Raw genomic sequence first — 21,639 nt, 5'->3', positions numbered from 1 at the left:
CTCGCAAATCCCGCTATTGCCAAAACACGCGTTCGGGATCGGCGTTCAGGACGTCGGTCACCGACCCAAGTCGGGGATGCGACGAGTGCAATTCCCAGACGCCTCTCTTGTGATCCTTGCGGAAGAGCTGCCACATTGCGCTGGCCGCATCGTGGTGCAGCAACGCAACGTCGATGACGCCACCTTCGGTATCGATGTTCCGCGAGCAGCACGGGCTGACGACGAGATAGCCTCCAGTCACCGCGGTGACCTCAGGCGAGACATAACGATAGCGCTGACGTGACTTGATGGCGCGCTCGATCCGCTTGCGATCGAGATCGTTCGGATGCGCGGGTCGTCCGGTATCGAGCTTCCTCAACACAGCGGCGTTCATCGCGCTAATTCCCATGTAGGGGGCTGATCTCTTCCTCGAGGCAGCCGACCACCAGCTTTTCGCCGAACTCAACGAGGTAGATCGGCAGGTTTGCATCCGTATGTCTGCCGACCTGGACGATTTCGCCGGTATCCCCGACTCCGACCAGACGACCATCAGCCGGTGCGTCCGGAAACGATCCGTCGTTCATCAGATCCGTCACCGCCTTGACGCGCTGGCCCCACTGATATTTCGGGAGTCTCGGTTCAGGCATCATGATGCAGCTCCAGGCAGTGGCAGATCCTCGACCTCGTCGCGCGGCGTGACCGGATCGAGCTCCTTGCGTTTCATCCCGACACGGTTGCCGCTCTCGAGGAATTCGACGCCGTAGATGTAGAATTGCTGCAGAAAGGTTCCGATCGAGACGACGTAACCGACCTCGCCCTTCTTCGCGAGGATGTCGCCGATCTCCTTGCCGGCATAAGTGCCGTCGTTGCGGATGGTGCGCTTGGCCCGCACTCTTTCGCCGAAATTGAAGAAGGGCGGCGCCGACAGTTCGACGACGTCGCTGTCACGAACGATGTTGCTCATGCCGAACTCCCTGAGCCTCGCTCCGGCCGCACCGACACCCTGGCGCGTGCAACCTCGCGTACCAGGCTGTCCGGGTCCTCGGCGAGATCGGACAATTCCGACACCGCTGCGCGGCTCGCGACCTCGTACCGGATGCGCCAATCCGAATCGCGGCGCAGCAGCGTCAGGACCTCCGGTGAAAGCCGCTGGGCCACGTCCAGCCGCACCGAGGCGTCGCAATCGTTGATCATGCCGAGCAGCCACCCGTCAGGAATCCGCCGCGCCACCACACGGCGCACCTCGGCCTCCGGGTCGTCGATCATCCGCCCGAGCAGCGGCGGCGCGATCCGGCGCGCGACCACGAGGCGGACGTAGTAGTCCTCGTCGGAAGCCATGGGCAGCAGTTCGTCACCATCCAGAAGCGTTACAACCCGCATCCTCACCTCGCGATGTGGATCCTTCCGCAATCGCAGTGCGTATCGCTTCGGCAACCGTCGGACCGCGTTCCAGCGCACGGTTTCGTCGACATCGGCGAGCAGCGTCGGCAGCAGGAACACATTGGCGAATTTCGCAGCGATCGCGCGCACCTCGAAATGCGGGTGGCCGAGATAACTGTCCGCGAGGCCGGGATTCCAGTTGAAGAAGCGGTCAATCCGGCGGGCATAGCGGTCGTTGACGCAGGCATGCTTCAACCGGCAACGACCGTCGCCACTCATCGCAAGATGGGCGCAGGCGGCACAATCAACTTGTTGCCCCTGCCAGTCTCTGGCTTCATCGATGTCGTCACTCATCGTCCCGCCCCATGCGTTCGAGCACACCGAGGAGAACCTTCGCCCCGATCTTATCGGTGGGATCGAGCTCCAGAAGCTTAGCGACAGCCAGCCGCCCCTCCTCCATGCGTCCGAGCCGCATCTGGAGGTAAGCGTAGCCCTTCAGAGAGAACAGGAAGAACCGCGGCAGGATGCTCTCATAGCGACCGAACTCAGCGTCCGCCGCGCCCACAGTGCGCCAGTCGGCGGCGAAATGGTTCGCCTCGGCCGCTTTCAGCAGGCAACGTTCGACGACGTCGAGCGCCGCAGCGAGGCGTCCCTTGTAAAAATAGAAGCGATAGAGGCCGATCAGCACCGCCGCGTGCCCGGGGGCGATCGCCGCGGCTTCCCGCAGGTGATTTTCGGCAATGTCGTCCAGATGGTAGGACAAGCCGGCCTGCCACAGATGATGCTCGGCCTCGCTGGGCAGCCCGCCGCCAAGCAACGCGCCGGCGAGCAGCGCGTCGCTGATCTCTGATTGCGGGCTGAACGGCGTGTCAGGCATCGGCTGTGGCCTATCGTCCTCAGTGATGTCCGCAGGAGACCTGCTTCGGATCGTGGAACACCAGCCCGGTCTGGGTCGGCGTGTCCGCAAAATCGATGGTCACGCCATCGAGCAACAGCCGGCTCTCCGCGGGCAGGAACAGCTTGACGCCGTCACGTTCGACGACCGCATCGCCCGACAGGGGCGTGGCAAGCACCTTGATATCTGCGGCGAGGCCGGAGCAACCGCCCGGACTGACGGCGAGGCGGAAACCGCTCCCCGCGGGGCCATCCACCCGGAGCATCATGCGCATGAATTTCTGCGCCGCCGGTGTGATCGTGAAGTTCATGTCCTTCCTCCTCTTAGGCGGGCGCCAGATAGCGCGGCAACGAATTGTCGATGACGCAGGTGTTGTCGACCGGACACACCGCCACGCATTGCGGCTCGTCGAAATGGCCGAGGCATTCGGTGCATTTCTTGGGATCGATCACGAACGTCCCGCCCTTCTCGCGGATCGCGACGTTCGGGCATTCCGGCTCGCAGGCCGAGCAGCTCGTGCACTGCGAGGCGATGATCTTGAATGGCATCACGTCCTCCGATGTCAGGCCGCCGAGATCAACGCACCCTGGCGGATCTCGGCATCGCCGCGCTCCACGTGCTCGATCTCCTTGCTATTGACCTTGTCGAGATAGGCCCTGAACCAGGCGATCGCCGACTTCTCGATGAACTCGTGGGCATATTGATCGACCGGCTCGATGCCGGCCTTGGTCAGATCGTCCTTCGGGCAGCCGCCGATCTTGGCCACGAACACCGCGTGGCAGTCGTTGATCGCACGGATGATGGTCTCGAGGCTGTCCTCCTCGCCATAGCCGCCCTGGCAATAGAGATCGACGCGACGATGGCCGACGAACTTGGCCCCTGCGGTGGACAGTTCATAGACCTGGAACTCCTTGGCATGGCCGAAGTGCTCGTTGATCAGGCCGGATCCCTTGGTCGCGACCGCCACCAGCACCTTGATGTCGCTGGAAGTACCGGCGAGCTCCGCCAGCTCTTCCTGCTTCGCGGCCACCTTGGCGACGCGCTCCTCCTCGACCTTGGCCTGGTAGGCCTTGCGGGTGTCTGAGTCGTACTTGACCTCCATCGCCATGATCTTCTCGGTGGTGAACTCGGCGCTACGGTCCTCGCCGAGCAGACCGACCGCATCGGCACGGCACTGGCGGCAATGCCGCATCATGTTCATCTCACCCTCGCAGGAGTCCTGCAGAGCCTTCAACTCCTGAGCGCTGGGGCCGCGCTGGCCGTTCAAGCCGAACACCGTGCCGTGCTCGGGCGCGGAGATCAGCGGCATGATATTGTGCAGGAAGGCGCCGCGCGATTTCACGGCCTTGTTGACCTCGACCAGGTGCTTATCGTTGATCCCCGGGATCATGACCGAGTTGATCTTGCAGAGAATGCCGCGCTCGGTAAGCATCTCGAGGCCCTGGAGTTGGCGATCCGTCAGTATCTTGGCAGCCTCGACGCCGGTGTATCGCTTGTGCTTGTAGAAAATCCACGGATAGATCTGCGCGCCGATCTCGGGATCGACCATGTTGATCGTGATCGTGACGTGGTCGACGTTGTACTTCGCGATGGTGTCGACGTGGTCGGGCAGCATGAGGCCGTTGGTCGACAGGCAGAGCTTGATGTCGGGCGCCGTATTGTAGATCAGCTCGAACGTCTTGAAGGTCTTTTCCGGATTGGCCAGCGGATCGCCGGGACCGGCGATCCCGAGGACGGTCATCTGCGGGATGGTGGAGGCCACCGCCAGTACCTTCTTGGCGGCCTGCTCAGGGGTGAGCTTCTCGCTCACCACGCCCGGGCGCGATTCATTGGCGCAATCGTACTTACGATTGCAATAGTTGCACTGGATGTTGCAGGCCGGCGCGACCGCGACATGCATGCGCGCGTAGTGGTGATGCGCTTCCTCGCTGTAGCAGGGATGGTTCTTCACCTTCTCCCAGATCTCAGTCGGCAGATCGCCCTGCCCCGCGCCCGAGCCACAGCTCGCCTTGCCGCTACCGCCGGTCGTGCCACAGCCCTTGTGGTCGGCAATCGCCTGCATGATCTCGCCGACATCGGCGACGTTGCTGCTCGCTTCGTGTTGCACTGAAACATCCATTGCCGCGTTCTCCGTGATGCCGAATGAGTTTCCCGGGGCCCGACTTCCGAGAAGCAGTCTAAGAGTGGTTCTAGAGAGGTATTAGCAACTCGCATGCCATGGCCTCGGCCGGGCACATTCCGCTATCGCGTCAAAGAGTTAGCGAACGCTCCGGCAAATGTCGGATTGTCAACATCAGCGCGCATCGCGACGATGCATGTTGCAAAGGTGACAGCCGCGGCAACCACGACAGCGCGCAATGATGATCAACGCAAAAAACCGCGCGAGCATTGCCCGCGCGGCTCCGTCGGATCGAGATGGATGATGTCACCCCGCGAGCACGATCTCGATAGCGCGCGCGAGCGGGATCGCGAGCGGCGTCAGGCCCTGATTGACGAGGAAGCGGAGCTCGTTCTTCGACAGCGCGTCCGGCTCGACGACGGCATAGTGACTCTCGGCCGAGCGCTTCGACACCTGGCGCGCATAGGTACGCAGGAGTTGATCGTTGAACCGACAGCCGAGGAACAGGAAGTTGCGGCCGGTGCGACGGACCTTTACCTCGTCGGGAATGGGCGTCTGGATGTCGATCTCGGTCAGGACTTCGACATAGTCGGCGTCCGTGATCAGGAAGTTCTTCGCCGGCGCGATGCTGCCATGCGGCTTGTAGAGGATGGTGCTCCATCCCTGTGCCAGCGTCCGATCAACTTCCTTTCCGGCGGGATCGTAGAAGCGGTACCAGCGATCCTCACCTATGCCGGCCCGGGTGATACCCTGGATTTCCCCCCAATCGCTCCGATCAGCGAACGCCGTTCGCATCGCGCCGTCGTACCAGCTGTCGATGATCAGAGGCAGGGAAAGCGTCGCGAGGTGGCGATGCAGCGGGGTCGGCTCGACAGGCACGGCGAAGGCCTCCGACATCAGCGCCGTCACGGTGGAACGATGCTTCGTGCTTTCGATATGCTGTGCCGCGGCCCAGGCATTGCCCCTGGCTCGCCGGGGCAGTGCGACTTTGCTGCCAAGGAATGCCGCAAGCGCCTCCGGATTCATCGGTACGCCCGGCTTGGCCAGCTCGGTGACGCCGGTCCCGAGATAAGGAATGACGCTTCCGGCGCGCAGGTTCGCGGTCACCTCGCGGAGGATGGCTTCTGCATCGGCGGAACTGGCGAAATCAATCCGCGGTACGGGTACGGTCATCGCTCCTCTCCGTCGTCGCCGCGCTTCCTGGCATTGATCGTGATCGGCAGCGTGGTATCGCTCGCCATCTGTGGCAGGTCGAGCACCCAGCCGTTCGCGATCTTGATCCAGCCTCCCCACAGCGTCTCGTGCTCAGTCTCCACGATCGGCTCTTCGAGATCCTTTTTCGGGACGTAGATTGACAGGCCGGTCTCCGGCGAACGTCGTATCATGACTTTCATAAACTCATCTCCGCAGGAAGAGAGGTGTCGCTCGCGCGTTCCTGCGAAGGAGACAATGCTCTCAGTTTCTCTATGATGTCAGGCAGCGCCGCGAGGACGCAGTCGACCTCGTCGGCGGTGGTCTCTCGCGAGAGTGAGAAGCGGATCGCCCCGCGCAATGCCGTGGGCGGCACATTCATGGCGCGCAGCACATGCGACGGCTCCATCGATCCGGACGCACAGGCCGACCCAAGCGATGCAGCGATGCCGGCGCGGTTCAGATGATGGATGATGGCTTCGCCCTCGAGCCGTTCGAAGGCGATGTTGGAGGTGTTCGGCAGGCGGGTGCGGACATCGCCGAGCGCCATGCAATGGCCGAGCCTCAGGATGCCCTGCTCCAGCCGGTCGCGCAGCACGGCGATCTGCGCCCGTTGCGGCTCGAGCTGCGTCGCTGCAAGCTGCGCCGCCTTGCCCAGGCCGACGATGCCGGGCACGTTCTCGGTCCCGGCCCGGCGGCGGCGTTCCTGCGGACCGCCGACGATCAGCGGCTTGAACTTGGTGCCCTTGCGCACATAGAGCGCGCCGATCCCCTTGGGTCCATGAAGCTTGTGGGCGGAGAGCGACAACATGTCGATTTCGGTGTTCTTCAAATCGATCGGAATCCGGCCGACGGCCTGGACCGCATCGGTATGAAACAGCGCGCCGGCCGATCGCGCCATCTTCGCCAGAAATTCCACCGGGAAGATCGTGCCGGTCTCGTTGTTGGCCCACATCACCGAAGCGATCGCCGTGCGCGGCGACAGCGCGCGCCGGAACGCCTCGATATCGAGGCGGCCCCGCGTATCGACGGAAATGAGATGGCTCTTGATACCGCGGCGGCCGAGCTCCTCGACCAGCGACAGCACGGCCGGATGCTCCACCGCCGTGGTGACGACCTCGTCACGCCCCTCCTGCACCGCGAGCGCCGACAGGATCGCCGTGTTGTCGGATTCCGTTCCGCCCGAGGTGAAGACGATCTCGTGATCGTAGACCGCGCCGATCAACGTCTGCAGGCTCTTGCGCGCCTGCTTCACGGCCGGGGCGACCTCGCTGCCAAACGCATGCGACGACGACGCATTGCCGAACTGGTCGGAGAAGAACGGCAGCATCGCCGCGACGACGGCGGGGTCCGTGCGGGTCGTCGCATTGTTGTCGAGGTAGACTGACCGCACGGAATGTCCCTCTCGATGCCGCCTCAGTGCCGGGCTTTTGCCGCTCCGGCGACCGGGATCAGGCGGACGAACTCACCGAGACGCTCGACCAGACGGGCCTGAATGCCCTCCAGCGTCGCGCTCGCAAGCTTGCAGAACACGCAGGCGCCGGTGAGCCTGACCATGATCTTGTTGCCGTCGATCTCGAGCAATTCGCAATCGCCGCCATCCCGCTTGAGGTTGGGCCGGATCTCATCGAGTACGGCCCGGATAATGCGCTCGCGGTCCGTCGGTTCGGCGGCCGGCAGCTGCTTGAGTGGTTCGGATTCGACGAGCATGCGTGTTCTTTCTCTGGCAAATCGTTACGTGGGAGCGGTGGGATCAGCTGAACGACTTGCCGCAGGAGCAGCTCGACTTCGCGTTCGGATTGTCGAAGGTGAAGCCCGAACCTTCCAGCGCCACCACGAAGTCGATCGTGGTGCCGTTGAGATGCTCGTGGCTCGCACTGTCAACGAACACCTTCACGCCGCCGCGTTCGATCACGGTATCATCGGGCTTGGCGTCTTCCGCGAGACCCATCATGTATTTGAATCCGGCGCAGCCGCCGGTTTCGACCATGATCCGCAGGCCGTTCGCCGGCTCCGCTGCGGAGGAGATCGCGGTCTTCACCGCATTCACCGCACTGTCCGTCAGATTAATCATCGTTTGCCCTCGCCATCTGGGTCTGTTGGCATAGGGATCGCAAGTCCCGTGCCACCTGGCACGCAATTGAAAATGCTGCATTTTTCTTCTGACGGAGCCTGTTGCCTTTGCGACGCGTGTCGGATTTCCGACACAAGGCTTTGGCGACGCCGCAACAAACGTATCGGCGAGACCGCCCCGCTCCGCGCGCGATTCCTGCGCAAAACCCCACCAAATGCGCTGTGACCCGAACTTTCGGTGCGCGCGCACGCGGTCGGCAAACTCCTTGCATAAGGTCACCCACACAACGGCAAGCGAGTTTTTGCGCCGGCCGACACCGCTGCGAGCGCATTGAACGAGGAGGCTTTCATGACGTCGATCGACAACACCGCCCTTGGCCGACTGGACAAGGAGGGTCGGCTCCTGAATGCGGTGCTGAAGGGCGACACGACAAAGCCGGGCCGCTTTGGCTTTCGCGGCGATATCGCGCTGAAGTTCCAGGCCCAGGTCGCTGACGAGAAGCGCCCGCCGGACTATTCGATCGAGCAGGTGTTGACGGTGGCGCAGGAGGGAGAGGCGACGATCCCCGTCCTGGCCGGCTACCTGCATTCCTTCGCCTACCTGGCCGAGCTCGCAAAAGTTCTGGACGGCGCGCTGACACCCAAGGGCAGCTACTTCATCTTCTGCAACAACATCGACCTGCTGGCCAAATACCGCACGAGGATCGGCGACATCACCTTCCGCGTGCTGCCCTGCGACGAATCGACCGTCTGGAAAGAGATGATGGACCTCGCCGGTGTCGACAAGAACGACATCAAGAAGCTCGATACCGCCGGCAAGCTCGATTACCTGCTCGATGTCGCAAAGGACCTCGATGGATCCTATGCCGAGATCAGCTACGAGGAAGGCCTCGCCAAGATGGAGCCGGTGAAGAACCGCAACGAGAACCGCCCAGTCTGACGCCCCGCGCGTCAGGCCTCTTCGTCGCAAGCCTCTTCTTCGTCTTCGACCAGCGTCACGCCGGTGACGCAGATATCCCCGTCAAGAACGGCAAGCGCAATCGGGGTCAGGCTTTGGCCCTTGCACGGCCCGTCGATCCCAAGGCCGGTGCCGAGCTCGAAGGTCGAGCCGTGCTTGCCGCACAAAAGCTTGCTGCCGTTCGCGTCCAGGAACTGGTTGCGCTCCCAGTCCAGGTTCACGCCGTTATGCGGACACCTGTTGAGATAGCCGAAAACCTGCCTGCCCCAGCGGACGACGACAATCGGCCAGGGCCGCGGCGCGCCGTCGTCGCCGACGATCATGAGTTGAAAGCCGATCGCCCTCTGGCTTGGAATATCGCTGAAGCGGCAGATCGCATAGGCGGTATCCTGTTCCATACTGTCCTCGTTTGCGGGCCTGAGCTACCTGGCCCGAGACATTGCAAGAATCGCGCTACGCAAAAGTCCCGTTATCCGTCGCGTCCTTGTGCGGAAACCGACATTCGCATCGATCGACCCGTGCCAACTCGCAAGAATCAGAGGCCTTTTCCTCTGTTTGGAGGCATTCCCCGCCAGGCTGCATGCCAGACGCGTGGCACGAAATTTGATGTTCTTCAGCCAAGCCCTTTGGCATGGAGAATGACATGAACGTCGCGTCCGCATTTGCCGGCTGTCCGGTAGAGGAACTGAAGTCCCTGCTCGCCGGCGGCACGCTGACCGTCTACTCGGTCGCGCGCCCGGTGACGGCAGATCGTGCGGTCGATCGCAGTGACGTGCTCGCAACGTTCAATTTCGCCAGTCCTGCCTTCGGTCCCGCGGCGGACGGGGGCGAGACCGCCACGTTTGCGGCCAATCCCGTTCCCGCCAGCAGCGTTGGCACGCCGGGTTTCGCCCGCGCCTGCAAGGCGGATGGCACCGTGATCGCCGACTTCTCCGCAGGGCCCGGCCCTCGCGAGATCAAATTCGCGGAGGTCTCGTGCTCGCAAGGCGCGCCGGTAACAATTACGGCCTTCACGTTCATTGCCGAAGGCGGTTGGCCGGAACGGCCTGACTATTACGACACCCATCCCCGCCCCGGCTACGCGATGCCGACGGTTCTCTGATTCACGGCACGCGCGCGAGGGCGAACACATGGCGACATTGGTGAAGACGACCCAGGACGGACGCAAGCTCGAAGTGACGGGGCTCGCGATCACACTCGGCGGCAAGCTCGAGGCCAACGAACTGATCGAAGTCAAGGATCACCCCTATCGGCGCGCGATCTGGAGCGCGGTGCCCGAGGCCACGCACATGGCCGGCCGCGTCCCGCTGACGCATGAGGAAGCCGAGATCGTTCTCGCAGCGTTCAAGCGTGCCGAGGCCGACATGCTCGCAAATCCGATCGCCATCCACGAGCGGTTTCGCATCGCCGCGATGATGAAGGCGCGTGAGCAGGGAATTGAATAGGCCAACTCGCGTGCCACGCCGGCCTGCTGTCCGGCACACCTAGTTCATCAATCGCTTCCGGCGGCGATAGCCGCCGCCCTCGTCGACTTCGAGCAACCCGCTGATCTCCGGATGGTTGACCGGCTCGCCCGATTGGTCGGGTAACAGATCCTGCTCGGCGATGCAGGCGACGTAAGGAATCTGGTCGTCCACGGCGAACATCCGGTAGAACACCCCCGGTGCTCCGGGCCCCGGCATCGGGCCGATATCGGCCGCCGCGGGAGACGCATCGACGTCGAAGATCACACCGCGCATTTCATAGAGGCGATGGCGGATCACCTGGCCGATATTGTATCTGGCGATCTGGGTCTTACTCATCGCTCACCGCATCGTCCGCCGCTCTCACGCCGGGGCGTGAGTCTGGCAATTGGTCGGGCAGACCCGGGCACAGGCGCCGCAGCCGATGCAGGCGCCGTCGTCATTCATCACCATGACCTTTTTCTCGACCTCGTCATCATCGTCGTCGAGATCGATCATCTCGCCGTCCTCGTTGAGACCCTTCAGCGTCATGACCTCGCGGCCGCAGACCTTGTAGCAGCGGCCACAGCCGATGCATTTCTTGGGGTCGATCGAGACCAGATAGTCCGGTCTCCAATCACGACCATCGCGGGTTGCAGATGACATGGCGGAGTCCGTTCAGGCCTTTTCCAGCGCCTTGAGATCCTCGCGCTTGCGCTCGAGCTCGGAGAAAGCGTCGTGCGCCTTCTGGGCGACGCTCATGATCGAGGTCCAGTTGATCGGCAGCTCCTCTGAGAGATCGTGGAGGTCCATCTTGGCCGCCGTAGCCTTGGCCGAGAGCTTCTTGATCTCGGCTTTCAGGGTTTCAGGATCGCTCATGTGTTACCTCAATAATTGGCCACGCCAGGAAATTTGCGGATCATCTCGATCCCGTCGTTGACGAACTTGTCGCCTTCAGCCGCGAGCTTGCCGAGACTGTCGAAGCCGTAACGGTGGACGTCGCGCAGTTGCTTGTTGACGACGATCAGCCGGCCGCCGATCAAGACCATGCGGCCGAAGCCTTCGTGATGCATCTTCAGCATCGGCGAAATCATCACGCCGGTCGCCTTCTCGATCGCGAGTGCGACCGCGTTGAAAAACAACTCCATCCGCCAGATCGTATCCGGGTCGGGATCTCCGACGATGGGCAGCGCCCGGCGCGCCTCCTTGTCGAGAATATAGGGTTCGAGCAGGTCGAGATCCTTCTTGCCCTCCCAGGCGCCGTGGGTATCCTGCGCCCGCCAGATATTGATGAGCTCCTTGATGAACGGAGCATCTGCCGCGGACTCGGGTTGGGTCAGTTCAGCCGCATCGGCCATGTTCGTTTCCTTCAATCTTCGAAATCGAGCGTGCGTTCCTGGTCCCTGGCGAGGACCTTGCGGAGCCAAGGCGGCGGCGTGCCCTTGAGCACGTCCTCGAGCTTGCAGCAGAGATCAGCGATCGCCTCCGGCTGCGCCACCTTCATCGGATGGATATTGTTGGCAACGACCCGCGCCGCGCCGGAGCCGCCGATCGCCGCGACATAGAGGATCGTACAATCCTTGATCGCCTCGATCTTCGGCGCGAGCTTGTCCTCGTTGCCGTCCTCCTTGAGGTCGCCGTCGAACTGGATCGCTTCGACGAAACGGTGTCCCTCGGGACTGACGTCGTAGATGGCGATGTTCTTGGCCCAGCCAAAATGCGCGTCGACGCGCTTCAAATCCTGGGTAGCAAAGGCGACCTTCATCGGATTGATCCTTTTCTCGCGTCAGTGCAGCTGCGGCGGAACGACAGGCAGGCCGGCATCAGTGGTACGCCAGGTGTCCGGCGTCGGCTGATGGTGATCCTCGCGGTCGGTGATTATCAGATTGGCGAGATCGAAGACCAGATCGCGCGTGCCGCGATAGCCGACCGACAGCAGGTGCCCCGCACCCAGCCGGTCGAACATCGGGAAACCGGCGCGATAGAACGGGATTTTCAGGCGCGAGGCCGCCTGCCGGCCGTGCGAATGGGTGATGAGAAGATCGCAATCGCGGGCCTTGGCGAGGTCCTCGAGGTCTTCCAGATCGCCGATCAGGACCTCCTGGGTCTTGACACGGCTCGAGCACGGGCGAGGCCGTGGTGGTCACCGCCACCGTCACTTGCGCTCCCATCTCATGAAGCATGCTCGAGAGGTCGAACAGCAGATCCGGCTCGGCTCCGATCGCGAGCTTGCGGCCGCCGATGTGGAAATGCAGATCCAGCATCGCGTCCGCAAGCTGGCCGCGCTGCCGCCGATACTTCAGCGGCACCGGCCTGCCGCTGATCTCGCTCAGGAACGCGATGAATTCGTCGTTGGGACCGAGGCCGCAGAGCCGCTCGAACAGCCGGAACGGCGTGCCGGCTTTGGCCTGCATGGCTTCCGCCGCCCGCCGCATCTGCGCGCCGATCGCGATCGTCCAGGCCGCCTGGCCCATGGTGGCAATCTCGTCGACGCCGATGCCACCGATCGTGGTCGGCGTGAACTCGTCGGGGATATGGCCGTCCAGCGAGCCGGCAAGATCCGGCAGGAACGACGGTCTGAGCCCGAAATCCTCCAGAATGGTGCGGAGTTCGTCCAGATCCCCGGGCGTGAGATGGCAGCCGGGCAGCACGTTGACGCGTGCGGCATCGCGCGGAGCGGCAGCATCGACCGGGTCGACCAATTCCTCGACCAGCCGCGCGACCGTCTTCTCCCAGCCGTCCTGGAAAGCATCCTTGAAATCCGGGGTCGAGACGTAGACCAGCGGAAACTTCTCGAGCTGGGGATGTCTCTGGCGGATCAGGCGGATGAAACCGTCGACATCGTCGCCCTTGGTCTCGGTGACGCCAGTCGAGTTGATGCCGATGATCTCGGGCTTGGTGCGATTGTAGATGTTGAGGATCGCCTGCTCGACATTCTCGTAGCCGCCGAGCACCGTGGCGACCTCGCTCATCGCGGTGGTCTGCATCGGCACGGCTTCCTTGAAATGCCGCACGAACAGCGTGAGCCCGAACGAGGTGCAGCCCTGCGAGCCGTGCAGCAGCGGCATCGCGCCACGCAGCCCCATGAACGCGAAGGAGCCGCCGATCGGCTGGCTCATCTTGAGCGGATTGACCGAGCAGGCCTTCTTGGACGTGGAGACGATCGCCATGTGACGCCCTACTCCGCCGCCTGGAGCACGACGGGCACAGGCTGCGCGGCGAGAATATCCTCGACCCGCCCCTTGCAGGCGCCGCAGCCGCCGGACGCGTTGGTCCGTTCCTTGACGCCGTCGACGGTCGTCAGGCCATGCGCGGATATTGCGTCCTCGATGGTACCGAGATCGACGGTCTTGCAGAAGCAGATCTTCTTCGCCCGGCGGGTGGCCTCGGCGAGCGCGGGATCGGCCGCGATCTCGGCGGCCTTCGCGTCCATCTGGGCCATTGCCCTGGCCTGCCAGCTGACGCTGCCGGCGTCCCACGGCGCGGGCTTGCGGAGCTGTTCCCACATCGGATTGTAAAGCGCCTTCTCGATCTCCTCCATCAGCTCCACCATGCCGATATAGCCCATATAGGCGTGGGATCGCTCCTGGTTGATGTCGAGCCAGGGCATCGCGGCCTTCAGCGCCACGAATTGCGACTTGCCGCCGGAGAGCATGATGTCCGCTTTCGCGTCCTTCAGCATCTTGTACATCTCGCGCGGGGTCATATCCTCGATCATGTGGGCGTCCTGGCCCATCAGCTCCTTGATCCGCTCCTTGTCCTCCTTGGTGGATTTCTTCACCGAGGTGCCGACGATCTCGAGCCCGGCCTCCTGCAACGCCGCCACGACCGACCAGGATTTCACACCCCCGGTGATCAGAAGCACTTTTTTGTCCTTGAAGCGCGGCTTGAAGCGTTCGATCGCAGCCCCGGCCTTTGCCTCCTCGCGCGCGATCACGGCTTCGGTACGGTCCATCAACTCCGCCGGCGCGCCGCGCTCGATCAGCATGCGGGCGATCTCGCGTAGCGAGTCGCTGGAATCCTGGATGCCGTAGAACGAGCCCTCGAAGAAGGGAATGCCGTAACGCTCCTCCATCTTCCGCGCGACGTTGATCATCGCCTTGGAGCACACCATCATCGCGGCCTTCGCGCGGTGTGAATAGGCGAGCTCGCGATATTTGCCGTCGCCGGAGATGCAGGAGAGGATGCGGATACCAAGCTCGTCCAGCAGCGGCTTCACCTGCCAGAACTCGCCGGACAGGTTGTACTCACCGATGATGTTGATGTCGTAGGGCGTGGTGTAGTCGGGCTCCTCGGTCCCGATCACATGCTCCAGCAGCGCCTCGCCGGCGAGCTTGTTCCCGAGGTTCTTCGGGCCGACAAAGCCCGGCGAATTGATTGGGATGACCGGCTTTCCGAACTTGGTTGCAGCCGCTTTGCAGACCGCATTGATGTCGTCGCCGATCATGGCGGGAACGCAGGTCTGGTAGACGAAGATCGCCGGCGGATCGTACTTCTCGATGATCTCTCTGATTGCCTTGTAGAGCCGCTTCTCGCCGCCGAACACGATATCGGTCTCGTTGATGTCGGTGGTGAAGCTTCGGCGCCAGAGATCGGAGCCGGACGAGGCGGCGCCGCGGTTGTCCCAGGAATTGCCCTCGCAGGCGATCGGGCCATGGACGAGATGGGCAACATCGGTGAACGGCTGCAGTGCGATCTTGGCGCCGTCGAATGCGCAGCCGCCGGCAGCGCCGCCTGGCTGAAGCTGCTTCGTGCAACCTTTCTTGCGTTCGGCCTCGGACTTGGTTGCGTTCTTGCCGCAGCCCGGCTCGTTGAAGACGTCCTGGATGGTGGCCGACAGCGAGCTCATTCGTCTCTCCTATTCCCTGACCCGCTGCGCGAGCCCTTTGCCCCGCAGTCTCGATCGCTCTGGCTAGACTGGTCGTCCGCCGCTGCCCGTTCATGGAGCAGCGGCAGACCTCCGCGACGTCAACGGATGATGTCGAAGCTGTAGTCGGTCTTGGCAGGCACGTTGGTGTTCTTGTCGATCTCGTCGAAGATCTTGTCGAGAACCTTCACGAGCACATTCATGCCGCCCTGATAGCCCCACACCGGATAACGGTGGTGATGGTGGCGATCGAACACCGGGAAGCCGATACGGATCAGAGGCGTTCCGGTGTCGCGCTCCAGGTACTTGCCGTAGGTGTTGCCGATCAGGAAATCGACCGGCTCGGTGAACAGCAGCGAGCGCATGTGCCACAGATCCTTGCCCGGATAGGCGTGGCAGTTCTGGCCGAACGGCGAGCTCGCGAACAGCCCCTGCATCTTCTCAGCCCAACCCTTGTTGCCGTTGGTCGACAGCACATGGGTCGGCTCGGCGCCGAGTTCGAGCAGGAACGCCGCGAGGCCATAGCAGAGGTCGGGATCGCCATAGATCGCGAACTTCTTGCCGTGGATATGCGCGCTGGAATCCGCCATTGCGTCGAGCAGACGGCCGCGCTCCTGCTCGAGCGCCTTCGCGATCGGCTTGCCCGCAATGCGCGAGAGCGTCATCAGAAGCTCGTCGGTGGCGCCGACGCCGATCGGGTGGTTGAAGGCGACGACCTCCTGGCCGTGACCGCCGATGAAGGGCAGCGTCTTCTCCGTGCAATATTGCTGCATGGAAATAGTGGCCTTGGCGTGGATCGCGTTCGCAGCATCCTCCAGCGTGGTGCCGCCATCATACATGCGGAACTCGCCATCGGTCGGGGTATCGAACACGTCGCTGTTGTCGGCGAGAATCGTGTACTCGATCCCCATCAGCTCGAAGATGCGCTTCATCTCGCGGATGTTGCCGACTGTGTAGCCGTCGAAGCCGCCGATGAAGTTGATCTTTCCATTCGGCTTGCGCTCGAGCTTCGGCGCCGTGCCGGCCTTTCCGTCCCAGAAGTGCTCGATGATCCCCTTCAGCGCGTTGTCATAGCCGGTGACATGGCTGCCGACGAACGCGGGCGTGTGGGCGAAGGGAACGTCGTACTCGGCGGGAACCGAGCCCTTTTCCTTGGACGTCTTGATGAAGGCATTCAGGTCGTCGCCGATGACTTCCGCCATGCAGGTGGTGGAAACCGCGATCATCTTCGGCTTGTACATGTTGTAGGTGTTGGCGAGCCCGTCGATCATGTTGTTCAGGCCGCCGAACACGGCCGCATCTTCCGTCATCGACGACGAGACGCAGGAGCTCGGCTCCTTGAAGTGGCGCGACAGATGGCTGCGGTAATAGGCGACGCAGCCCTGCGAGCCGTGCACGAAGGGCAGCGTCCCCTCGAAGCCGACCGCGACGAACACCGCGCCCAAAGGCTGGCAGGCCTTGGCGGGGTTGACGGTCAGCGCTTCGCGGGCAAAGTTTTTCTCGCGATATTCGGGCGTCTTGGCCCATTCGCGGATGCGCTCGACTTCCGCCGGGTCGTGCGGGTTCTCGAAGAGCGCTTTCTTGTTGGCCAGCATCTGCTGGTATTCCGGACCCCGGAACAGCTCGAAGTGATCGAGCACGTGTTCGGCATTCTGTGTCATCGTCGCATCCTTTGGATTCGTGTTCGATCGCCTGTCCCGGCTCTTCCCGGGACCGGGAAGAGCCGCACCTCGTCTCTGTTATTCCGCCGCCATCAGGCTCGGCCGGGGGCATCCTTCCAGGGCGCCTTGGTCTTCTTCCAGATCGGCGAGTTGATCGCCATGTCCATGTCACGGGCGAAGATCGCGAAGCCGTCATAGCCGTGGTACGGCCCGGAATAATCCCACGAGTGCATCTGACGGAACGGCACACCCATCTTCTGGAAGACGTACTTCTCCTTGATGCCGGAGCCGACGAGGTCCGGCTGGATCTTCTCGACGAAACGCTCGAATTCGTAGCCGGTGACGTCGTCGTAGATCAGCGTGCCGTCCTTGACGTAATGCTGGGCGGTGCGCTGATAGTCGTCGTTGTGACCAAATTCGTACCCGGTCCCGACCACTTCCATGCCGAGGTCCTCATAGGCGCCGATCACGTGGCGGGGACGCAAGCCACCGACGAACAGCATCACGGTCTTGCCTTCCAGCCGCGGCCGGTACTTGGCGATCACCGCGTCCATCAGCGGCTGATACTTCGCGATGACGCGCTCGGCGCCCTCCTTGATCTTGTCGTCGAAGAAGTTGGCGATCTTGCGCAACGACTCCGCGATCTTGCTCGGGCCGAAGAAGTTGTATTCGCACCACGGAATGCCGAACTTCTCCTCCATGTGGCGGGAGATGTAATTCATCGAGCGGTAGCAGTGCAGGACGTTGAGCTTGGCCTTGGGCGTGGCTTCCAGCTCGGCGAGGCTGCCGTCGCCGGACCACTGCGCAATCACGCGCAGGCCCATTTCCTCGAGCAGGATGCGGGAGGACCAGGCGTCGCCACCGATATTGTAGTCGCCGATGATCGCGACGTCGTAGGGCGTCGGCTCGAATGTCGGCTTGGCCTCCGGCGAGATCTTGTCGAAGATCCAGTCGCGCACGGCGTCGTTTGCAATGTGGTGACCGAGCGATTGCGAGACGCCACGGAAGCCCTCGCAGCGCACCGGCACGATGGTCTTGCCTTCATACTCCTTCGACTTCACCTTCGACACCGCCTCGATGTCGTCGCCGATCAGGCCGATCGGGCATTCCGACTGGATGGTGATGCCGTGGTTGAGCGGGAACAGTTCCTGGATCTCGTCGATGATCTTGGCGAGCTTCTTGTCGCCACCGAACACAATGTCCTTCTCCTGGAAGTCGGAGGTGAACTGCATGGTCACGAAGGTGTCGATGCCGGTCGTACCTATGTAGTAGTTCCGGCGCGCCGCCCAGGAATACTGGCCGCAGCCAACCGGGCCGTGGCTGATATGGATCATGTCCTTGATCGGGCCCCACACCACGCCCTTGGAACCGGCATAGGCGCAGCCCCGGATGGTCATGACGCCGGGGATGGACTTCAGGTTGGACTTGACGCCGCAATCCGACTTGCCGGCCTCATGGACGTTGAGATGCTTGGCGCGACGTTTGGCCGTTTTCTCCGGATAGACCTTCAAGACCTCATCGATCAATTGCTTGTTGCGGGCCTTGATCTCCGCGACGCTCTCGGTGGTTGCTAGGCTCATGCGAATATCCTTCGGTTCGTTCTTTGCAATGAGGGGCCGGCGCTTTCTCCGAAGCGCCGGATGTAACTGGGCGGCCTCAGGCCGACATGGCGGCGAGTTCGGCGGCGGTCTTGCCGACGACGGACTCGTCGACCGCCTTCATGATGCCGTGCTCCATCAACATGTCCTCGAGCTCGTCCATCGTGATCGGGGTCGGGATGATGCCCTTGCCCTTGTTGTTGTGAATCCTGGCCGCGAGCGTGCGATAGTGCTCCGCCTGCTTCGAGTCGGGCGCATATTCCAGGACCGTCATGCGGCGCAGTTCCGCGTGCTGCACGATGTTGTCGCGCGGCACGAAGTAGATCAGCTGGGTGCCGAGCTTCTTCGCCAGCGCTTCCGCAAGTTCCAGCTCCTTGTCGGTCTGCCGTTCGTTGCAGACCAGGCCGCCGAGACGCACGCCGCCGGAATTGGCGTATTTCAGAATGCCCTTCGAGATGTTGTTGGCGGCATACATCGCCATCATCTCGCCGGACATCACGATGTAGATTTCCTGCGCCTTGTTCTCGCGGATCGGCATCGCGAAGCCGCCGCACACGACGTCGCCGAGAACGTCGTAGGACACGTAGTCGACGTCCTCATAGGCGCCGTTCTCCTCCAGGAAGTTGATCGAGGTGATAACGCCGCGGCCGGCGCAGCCGACGCCGGGTTCCGGACCGCCGGACTCGACGCAGCGGATGTCGCGGTAGCCGACCTTCATCACGTCCTCGATTTCGAGGTCCTCGACGCTGCCGGCATTCGCCGCCAGGCTCAGGATGGTGTCCTGCGCCTTGGCGTGCAGGATCAGGCGGGTCGAGTCCGCCTTGGGATCGCAGCCGACGATCAGGATCTTGTGGCCCATCTCCGCCAGCGCAGCCAGCGTGTTCTGCGACGTCGTCGACTTGCCGATACCGCCCTTGCCGTAAAACGCGATTTGTCTCAGTGAAGACATGTTGCTTCTCCTCCAGCCGATGCTGATCGCCCGGCGTGCGCTCTCTCATGATCCGGTCGGACGGCCACCTTTCATCTGCATCTCGACGAGATCCAGAGGGCGACAGCCGCGCCTTGCGCAAGGACTTTTGCAACGAGTGTGCCAGTGCGGACTCAATGCAAAAAGCGCTATATTATGAGCGAGATAGCGATGCGGACCGTGATTGTTGCAAACCCGACATCGCGCCATGTCGACATGTGCCCCACGGCGCGCTGTTCGAAACAAAACAATGCGCCGGGCCATCAAACGATTGCGGAGTGCGCGCGGTATGGAGCTTGCTTGATACCATCCTGCAGGGCTGGAGCGAGATGCTCGTGCCCGCACTCAATGCGCGATCTCGCCCGCGCCAAGGTCCCGATCGTGCGCATGGCATTTGGCTAAACCCAGACGAGCGCAAGCGTGCCAACCACGGAGAAGCCCCATGACCACACCGCAGCAGCCGGCACTCTCGATCGATGACATCGTCGAAAACTTCGCGCTGCTCGACGAATGGGACGATCGCTACCGTTACGTGATCGAACTTGGCCGCAAGCTCGATCCGTTTCCCGAGCAAGATCGCAACGAGGTCAATAAGGTACGGGGTTGTGCCAGCCAGGTGTGGCTGGCAACGACCGTCTGCCGGAGCGATGACGAAACAGTGCTCACCTTCATGGGCGACAGCGATGCGCATATCGTCCGCGGCCTGGTCGCGATCCTGATCGCGCTGCTGTCGGGACGACCCGCTCGTGAGATCGCAAACGAAAATCCAATCGTCCTGTTCGAGCGGCTGGGTCTTGGCGAACATCTGACGCCGCAGCGCTCCAACGGTTTCCGCTCCATGGTGGAGCGGATCCGCGCAGATGCCCGAGGCGTGCTGTCAGACGCGGTCGAGTTGGCGTCTATGCAAGGCCAGCGTCGAGAGCCGTCCCCATCCGCACCATCTCGTGGCCACGCATGATGACGAACACCGAGCGTCCGGCGAATTCGACCGTGTAGTAAGTATCGTCGAGAAACCGCCACCTTTCGCGGACGATTCCGGTATCGCCGGGATACACCAGGGCCTCACCGACGTCCTTGTGCGGGTACATGCCGTCGTTCATGATCGGCGCCAGCGAACGGATCGGCTCTCCCGGGTCGAAACGGCCCGCCAGTCGCATTTCCATGTTGCGCACGGTCTTGTGCCGACCGGCGTTGCATACGACGCGCGCGATCGGCTTCGACCTGGACCCCGACGGGGCTTCGACTTCGCAGCGGTCTGTCCGCTCATGAGAATAGCTCCTGGGCCTTGGTCAGCGCCTCCGCGAGGGCGTCGACCTCCTCCTTCGTATTGTAGAGCGCGAACGAGGCACGGCAGGTGGCCGAGACACCGAACCGATCGAGCAACGGCATGGCGCAGTGAGTGCCCGCCCGCACGGCGACGCCGGAGCGATCGATCACGGTCGCAAAATCGTGGGCATGCGCGTCCTTCATCTCGAACGAGACGATGGCGCCTTTTTCGGCGGCAGTCCCGATGATCCGCAGCGAATTGATTCCACGCAGCCGTTCCTGGGCATAGGTCAGCAGTCCATTCTCGTGTCTGCGGATCCGCTCTTTGCCGATGGAATTGATGTAGTCGATCGCCGCGCCAAGCCCGATGGCCTGCACGATCGACGGCGTCCCGGCCTCGAAGCGGTGCGGCGGATCGCCATAGGTGACGACGTCGCGTCTAACCTCGCGGATCATCTCGCCGCCACCGTTGAATGGCGTCATCGCGGCGAGGTGCTCGTACTTGCCGTATAGCGCGCCAATGCCGGTCGGTCCGTAGAGTTTGTGGCCGGTGATGACGTAGAAATCGCAGTCGATGTCGCGGACATCGACGTCCATGTGGACGCAGCCCTGCGAGCCGTCGACCAGAACCGGAATGCCCCGCGCGTGCGCCAGCCGAACCGCGTCCTTGACGGGAACGACGCTTCCCAGCACGTTCGACATCTGCGTGATCGCGACCATCCTGGTGCGATCGGTCAGGAGCTTCTCGAACTCGTCGAGCAGGAAGTTTCCATCGTCATCAACCGGTGCCCATTTGATGACGGCGCCCTGGCGCTCCCTGAGGAAGTGCCAGGGCACGATATTGGCGTGATGCTCCATGATCGAGAGCACGATCTCGTCGCCAGGGCCGATGCGCTCCCGACCAAAGGTCTGCGCCACCAGATTGATCGCTTCCGTGGCACCGCGCGTGAAGATGACCTCCTCGCGGCGCCCGGCATTGAGGAAGCGCGCGACCTTGTCGCGGGCGCCCTCATAGGCTTCCGTCGCCGCATTGGCGAGATAGTGCAACCCGCGATGCACATTGGCGTATTCGGACGTATAGGCCTGGGTCAGGCGATCGAGCACCGCTTTCGGCTTCTGGGCGGATGCAGCATTGTCCAGATAGACCAGCGGCTTGCCATAGACCTGCATCGCGAGGATCGGGAAATCCTCACGGACACGCTGAACGTCATAACTTCCGTTGCTGACTGCAGGATGCATGGGA

The 21,639-nt window shown here is 62.6% G+C and carries 28 protein-coding genes and 2 pseudogenes; 4 read left to right on the top strand and 26 right to left on the bottom strand.

Annotation, left to right across the window (positions count from 1 at the left end; all coding sequences use genetic code 11):
* Window positions 1–13: 13 nt before the first annotated feature.
* The 13 genes from ACQ86E_RS26280 to ACQ86E_RS26220 form a co-directional block, all read right to left on the bottom strand.
* Entirely contained in the window at window positions 14–373 is a 360-nt protein-coding gene (locus ACQ86E_RS26280; protein ID WP_431202460.1) for a hypothetical protein, read from the bottom strand.
* A 4-nt stretch (window positions 374–377) separates the two neighbouring features.
* A complete protein-coding gene (locus ACQ86E_RS26275) occupies window positions 378–626 on the bottom strand; it encodes a nitrogen fixation protein NifZ (protein ID WP_431206566.1) in 249 nt (82 codons plus the stop codon).
* The gene (locus ACQ86E_RS26270) at window positions 626–943 is read right to left on the bottom strand and encodes a nitrogen fixation protein NifZ (RefSeq protein WP_431202459.1); all 318 of its coding nucleotides are present in this window, start codon (window positions 941–943) and stop codon (window positions 626–628) included. The genes ACQ86E_RS26275 and ACQ86E_RS26270 overlap by 1 nt, the downstream gene beginning before the upstream one ends.
* On the bottom strand, window positions 940–1,713 hold the full coding sequence (locus tag ACQ86E_RS26265) for a 4Fe4S-binding leucine-rich repeat protein (RefSeq protein WP_431202458.1): 774 nt from the start codon (window positions 1,711–1,713) through the stop codon (window positions 940–942). The genes ACQ86E_RS26270 and ACQ86E_RS26265 overlap by 4 nt, the downstream gene beginning before the upstream one ends.
* Window positions 1,706–2,236 carry a hypothetical protein gene (locus ACQ86E_RS26260; protein WP_431202457.1) on the bottom strand — a complete coding sequence of 177 codons (531 nt, stop codon included), beginning with the start codon at window positions 2,234–2,236 and terminating at the stop codon, window positions 1,706–1,708. Before ACQ86E_RS26260 ends, ACQ86E_RS26265 begins: the two co-directional genes overlap by 8 nt.
* 19 nt (window positions 2,237–2,255) lie before the next feature.
* The gene (locus ACQ86E_RS26255; RefSeq protein WP_431202456.1) at window positions 2,256–2,564 is read right to left on the bottom strand and encodes a HesB/IscA family protein; all 309 of its coding nucleotides are present in this window, start codon (window positions 2,562–2,564) and stop codon (window positions 2,256–2,258) included.
* A 13-nt stretch (window positions 2,565–2,577) separates the two neighbouring features.
* Window positions 2,578–2,802 carry a 4Fe-4S binding protein gene (locus tag ACQ86E_RS26250; protein WP_431202455.1) on the bottom strand — a complete coding sequence of 75 codons (225 nt, stop codon included), beginning with the start codon at window positions 2,800–2,802 and terminating at the stop codon, window positions 2,578–2,580.
* A 14-nt stretch (window positions 2,803–2,816) separates the two neighbouring features.
* The gene (nifB, locus tag ACQ86E_RS26245; protein WP_431202454.1) at window positions 2,817–4,373 is read right to left on the bottom strand and encodes a nitrogenase cofactor biosynthesis protein NifB; all 1,557 of its coding nucleotides are present in this window, start codon (window positions 4,371–4,373) and stop codon (window positions 2,817–2,819) included.
* A 306-nt stretch (window positions 4,374–4,679) separates the two neighbouring features.
* The gene (locus ACQ86E_RS26240) at window positions 4,680–5,546 is read right to left on the bottom strand and encodes an SIR2 family NAD-dependent protein deacylase (protein ID WP_431202453.1); all 867 of its coding nucleotides are present in this window, start codon (window positions 5,544–5,546) and stop codon (window positions 4,680–4,682) included.
* The gene (gene nifT, locus ACQ86E_RS26235; RefSeq protein ID WP_431202452.1) at window positions 5,543–5,767 is read right to left on the bottom strand and encodes a putative nitrogen fixation protein NifT; all 225 of its coding nucleotides are present in this window, start codon (window positions 5,765–5,767) and stop codon (window positions 5,543–5,545) included. Before nifT ends, ACQ86E_RS26240 begins: the two co-directional genes overlap by 4 nt.
* Window positions 5,764–6,957: a cysteine desulfurase NifS gene (gene nifS / locus ACQ86E_RS26230; protein WP_431202451.1), complete on the bottom strand. Its 1,194-nt coding sequence runs from the start codon at window positions 6,955–6,957 to the stop codon at window positions 5,764–5,766. Before nifS ends, nifT begins: the two co-directional genes overlap by 4 nt.
* A 23-nt stretch (window positions 6,958–6,980) precedes the next feature.
* Window positions 6,981–7,274, bottom strand: a complete 294-nt coding sequence (locus tag ACQ86E_RS26225) for a NifU family protein (RefSeq protein ID WP_431202450.1) — start codon at window positions 7,272–7,274, stop codon at window positions 6,981–6,983.
* A gap of 43 nt (window positions 7,275–7,317) precedes the next feature.
* Window positions 7,318–7,638 carry an iron-sulfur cluster assembly accessory protein gene (locus ACQ86E_RS26220; RefSeq protein ID WP_431202449.1) on the bottom strand — a complete coding sequence of 107 codons (321 nt, stop codon included), beginning with the start codon at window positions 7,636–7,638 and terminating at the stop codon, window positions 7,318–7,320.
* Between the two features lie 348 nt (window positions 7,639–7,986).
* Here ACQ86E_RS26220 and ACQ86E_RS26215 point away from each other — a divergent pair, with 348 nt between their 5' ends.
* A complete protein-coding gene (locus ACQ86E_RS26215) occupies window positions 7,987–8,577 on the top strand; it encodes a hypothetical protein (RefSeq protein ID WP_431202448.1) in 591 nt (196 codons plus the stop codon).
* Window positions 8,578–8,588: 11 nt separating this feature from the next.
* On the opposite strand, the gene ACQ86E_RS26210 is transcribed toward ACQ86E_RS26215, so the two are convergent.
* The gene (locus ACQ86E_RS26210; RefSeq protein WP_431202447.1) at window positions 8,589–8,993 is read right to left on the bottom strand and encodes a Rieske (2Fe-2S) protein; all 405 of its coding nucleotides are present in this window, start codon (window positions 8,991–8,993) and stop codon (window positions 8,589–8,591) included.
* 245 nt (window positions 8,994–9,238) lie between these two features.
* On the opposite strand from ACQ86E_RS26210, the gene ACQ86E_RS26205 reads away from it, so the two are divergent.
* Window positions 9,239–9,697 carry a hypothetical protein gene (locus tag ACQ86E_RS26205; RefSeq protein WP_431202446.1) on the top strand — a complete coding sequence of 153 codons (459 nt, stop codon included), beginning with the start codon at window positions 9,239–9,241 and terminating at the stop codon, window positions 9,695–9,697.
* 28 nt (window positions 9,698–9,725) lie between these two features.
* Window positions 9,726–10,040, top strand: a complete 315-nt coding sequence (locus tag ACQ86E_RS26200; protein ID WP_431202445.1) for a hypothetical protein — start codon at window positions 9,726–9,728, stop codon at window positions 10,038–10,040.
* A gap of 39 nt (window positions 10,041–10,079) precedes the next feature.
* Here the strand turns inward: ACQ86E_RS26200 and hspQ are convergent, their stop codons facing one another.
* From hspQ to nifH, 10 genes and pseudogenes are all read right to left on the bottom strand, one after another.
* The gene (gene hspQ, locus ACQ86E_RS26195) at window positions 10,080–10,397 is read right to left on the bottom strand and encodes a heat shock protein HspQ (protein WP_431202444.1); all 318 of its coding nucleotides are present in this window, start codon (window positions 10,395–10,397) and stop codon (window positions 10,080–10,082) included.
* 24 nt (window positions 10,398–10,421) lie between these two features.
* Entirely contained in the window at window positions 10,422–10,703 is a 282-nt protein-coding gene (gene fdxB / locus ACQ86E_RS26190; RefSeq protein WP_431202443.1) for a ferredoxin III, nif-specific, read from the bottom strand.
* Between the two features lie 12 nt (window positions 10,704–10,715).
* Window positions 10,716–10,916 (bottom strand): CCE_0567 family metalloprotein, encoded by a 201-nt coding sequence (locus ACQ86E_RS26185; RefSeq protein WP_015687110.1) that lies wholly within the window; start codon window positions 10,914–10,916, stop codon window positions 10,716–10,718.
* Between the two features lie 8 nt (window positions 10,917–10,924).
* Entirely contained in the window at window positions 10,925–11,395 is a 471-nt protein-coding gene (locus ACQ86E_RS26180; RefSeq protein ID WP_431202442.1) for a NifX-associated nitrogen fixation protein, read from the bottom strand.
* Window positions 11,396–11,406: 11 nt separating this feature from the next.
* Window positions 11,407–11,802, bottom strand: a complete 396-nt coding sequence (nifX, locus tag ACQ86E_RS26175; RefSeq protein WP_431202441.1) for a nitrogen fixation protein NifX — start codon at window positions 11,800–11,802, stop codon at window positions 11,407–11,409.
* A 21-nt stretch (window positions 11,803–11,823) separates the two neighbouring features.
* Window positions 11,824–13,207 (bottom strand): annotated as a pseudogene (gene nifN, locus ACQ86E_RS26170) (nitrogenase iron-molybdenum cofactor biosynthesis protein NifN).
* Window positions 13,208–13,215: 8 nt separating this feature from the next.
* On the bottom strand, window positions 13,216–14,886 hold the full coding sequence (gene nifE / locus ACQ86E_RS26165) for a nitrogenase iron-molybdenum cofactor biosynthesis protein NifE (protein ID WP_431202440.1): 1,671 nt from the start codon (window positions 14,884–14,886) through the stop codon (window positions 13,216–13,218).
* Window positions 14,887–15,005: 119 nt separating this feature from the next.
* Window positions 15,006–16,565 (bottom strand): nitrogenase molybdenum-iron protein subunit beta, encoded by a 1,560-nt coding sequence (gene nifK, locus ACQ86E_RS26160; protein WP_431202439.1) that lies wholly within the window; start codon window positions 16,563–16,565, stop codon window positions 15,006–15,008.
* A 78-nt stretch (window positions 16,566–16,643) separates the two neighbouring features.
* Window positions 16,644–18,145, bottom strand: a pseudogene (gene nifD / locus ACQ86E_RS26155) (nitrogenase molybdenum-iron protein alpha chain).
* Window positions 18,146–18,221: 76 nt separating this feature from the next.
* Complete coding sequence (gene nifH, locus ACQ86E_RS26150) at window positions 18,222–19,112, bottom strand: nitrogenase iron protein (RefSeq protein ID WP_431202438.1); 891 nt, start codon at window positions 19,110–19,112, stop codon at window positions 18,222–18,224.
* 460 nt (window positions 19,113–19,572) lie between these two features.
* On the opposite strand from nifH, the gene ACQ86E_RS26145 reads away from it, so the two are divergent.
* On the top strand, window positions 19,573–20,088 hold the full coding sequence (locus ACQ86E_RS26145) for a SufE family protein (RefSeq protein WP_431202437.1): 516 nt from the start codon (window positions 19,573–19,575) through the stop codon (window positions 20,086–20,088).
* Here the strand turns inward: ACQ86E_RS26145 and ACQ86E_RS26140 are convergent.
* Window positions 20,030–20,293: a nitrogen fixation protein NifZ gene (locus tag ACQ86E_RS26140; protein WP_431202436.1), complete on the bottom strand. Its 264-nt coding sequence runs from the start codon at window positions 20,291–20,293 to the stop codon at window positions 20,030–20,032. The genes ACQ86E_RS26145 and ACQ86E_RS26140 overlap by 59 nt on opposite strands.
* Before the next feature lie 100 nt (window positions 20,294–20,393).
* Window positions 20,394–21,635, bottom strand: coding sequence for a cysteine desulfurase (locus ACQ86E_RS26135; protein WP_431202435.1), 1,242 nt, complete (start codon window positions 21,633–21,635; stop codon window positions 20,394–20,396).
* Window positions 21,636–21,639: the final 4 nt, after the last annotated feature.

It is taken from the genome of Bradyrhizobium betae, assembly GCF_050632175.1.
GTDB lineage: Bacteria > Pseudomonadota > Alphaproteobacteria > Rhizobiales > Xanthobacteraceae > Bradyrhizobium > Bradyrhizobium betae_B.
The sequence above is the reverse complement of the archived record's forward strand: the minus strand, read 5'-3'. Positions and strand labels throughout refer to the sequence as shown.

Bases quoted from the DNA above. Each gene is read 5' to 3' on its own strand.
- ACQ86E_RS26280 (WP_431202460.1), bottom strand. From the start codon at position 373: ATGAACGCCGCTGTGTTGAGGAAGCTCGATACCGGACGACCCGCGCAT.
- ACQ86E_RS26275 (WP_431206566.1), bottom strand. From the start codon at position 626: ATGCCTGAACCGAGACTCCCGAAATATCAGTGGGGCCAGCGCGTCAAG.
- ACQ86E_RS26270 (WP_431202459.1), bottom strand. From the start codon at position 943: ATGAGCAACATCGTTCGTGACAGCGACGTCGTCGAACTGTCGGCGCCG.
- ACQ86E_RS26265 (WP_431202458.1), bottom strand. From the start codon at position 1,713: ATGAGTGACGACATCGATGAAGCCAGAGACTGGCAGGGGCAACAAGTT.
- ACQ86E_RS26260 (WP_431202457.1), bottom strand. From the start codon at position 2,236: ATGCCTGACACGCCGTTCAGCCCGCAATCAGAGATCAGCGACGCGCTG.
- ACQ86E_RS26255 (WP_431202456.1), bottom strand. From the start codon at position 2,564: ATGAACTTCACGATCACACCGGCGGCGCAGAAATTCATGCGCATGATG.
- ACQ86E_RS26250 (WP_431202455.1), bottom strand. From the start codon at position 2,802: ATGCCATTCAAGATCATCGCCTCGCAGTGCACGAGCTGCTCGGCCTGC.
- nifB (WP_431202454.1), bottom strand. From the start codon at position 4,373: ATGGATGTTTCAGTGCAACACGAAGCGAGCAGCAACGTCGCCGATGTC.
- ACQ86E_RS26240 (WP_431202453.1), bottom strand. From the start codon at position 5,546: ATGACCGTACCCGTACCGCGGATTGATTTCGCCAGTTCCGCCGATGCA.
- nifT (WP_431202452.1), bottom strand. From the start codon at position 5,767: ATGAAAGTCATGATACGACGTTCGCCGGAGACCGGCCTGTCAATCTAC.
- ACQ86E_RS26225 (WP_431202450.1), bottom strand. From the start codon at position 7,274: ATGCTCGTCGAATCCGAACCACTCAAGCAGCTGCCGGCCGCCGAACCG.
- ACQ86E_RS26220 (WP_431202449.1), bottom strand. From the start codon at position 7,638: ATGATTAATCTGACGGACAGTGCGGTGAATGCGGTGAAGACCGCGATC.
- ACQ86E_RS26215 (WP_431202448.1), top strand. From the start codon at position 7,987: ATGACGTCGATCGACAACACCGCCCTTGGCCGACTGGACAAGGAGGGT.
- ACQ86E_RS26210 (WP_431202447.1), bottom strand. From the start codon at position 8,993: ATGGAACAGGATACCGCCTATGCGATCTGCCGCTTCAGCGATATTCCA.
- ACQ86E_RS26205 (WP_431202446.1), top strand. From the start codon at position 9,239: ATGAACGTCGCGTCCGCATTTGCCGGCTGTCCGGTAGAGGAACTGAAG.
- ACQ86E_RS26200 (WP_431202445.1), top strand. From the start codon at position 9,726: ATGGCGACATTGGTGAAGACGACCCAGGACGGACGCAAGCTCGAAGTG.
- hspQ (WP_431202444.1), bottom strand. From the start codon at position 10,397: ATGAGTAAGACCCAGATCGCCAGATACAATATCGGCCAGGTGATCCGC.
- fdxB (WP_431202443.1), bottom strand. From the start codon at position 10,703: ATGTCATCTGCAACCCGCGATGGTCGTGATTGGAGACCGGACTATCTG.
- ACQ86E_RS26185 (WP_015687110.1), bottom strand. From the start codon at position 10,916: ATGAGCGATCCTGAAACCCTGAAAGCCGAGATCAAGAAGCTCTCGGCC.
- ACQ86E_RS26180 (WP_431202442.1), bottom strand. From the start codon at position 11,395: ATGGCCGATGCGGCTGAACTGACCCAACCCGAGTCCGCGGCAGATGCT.
- nifX (WP_431202441.1), bottom strand. From the start codon at position 11,802: ATGAAGGTCGCCTTTGCTACCCAGGATTTGAAGCGCGTCGACGCGCAT.
- nifE (WP_431202440.1), bottom strand. From the start codon at position 14,886: ATGAGCTCGCTGTCGGCCACCATCCAGGACGTCTTCAACGAGCCGGGC.
- nifK (WP_431202439.1), bottom strand. From the start codon at position 16,565: ATGACACAGAATGCCGAACACGTGCTCGATCACTTCGAGCTGTTCCGG.
- nifH (WP_431202438.1), bottom strand. From the start codon at position 19,112: ATGTCTTCACTGAGACAAATCGCGTTTTACGGCAAGGGCGGTATCGGC.
- ACQ86E_RS26145 (WP_431202437.1), top strand. From the start codon at position 19,573: ATGACCACACCGCAGCAGCCGGCACTCTCGATCGATGACATCGTCGAA.
- ACQ86E_RS26140 (WP_431202436.1), bottom strand. From the start codon at position 20,293: ATGGAAATGCGACTGGCGGGCCGTTTCGACCCGGGAGAGCCGATCCGT.
- ACQ86E_RS26135 (WP_431202435.1), bottom strand. From the start codon at position 21,635: ATGCATCCTGCAGTCAGCAACGGAAGTTATGACGTTCAGCGTGTCCGT.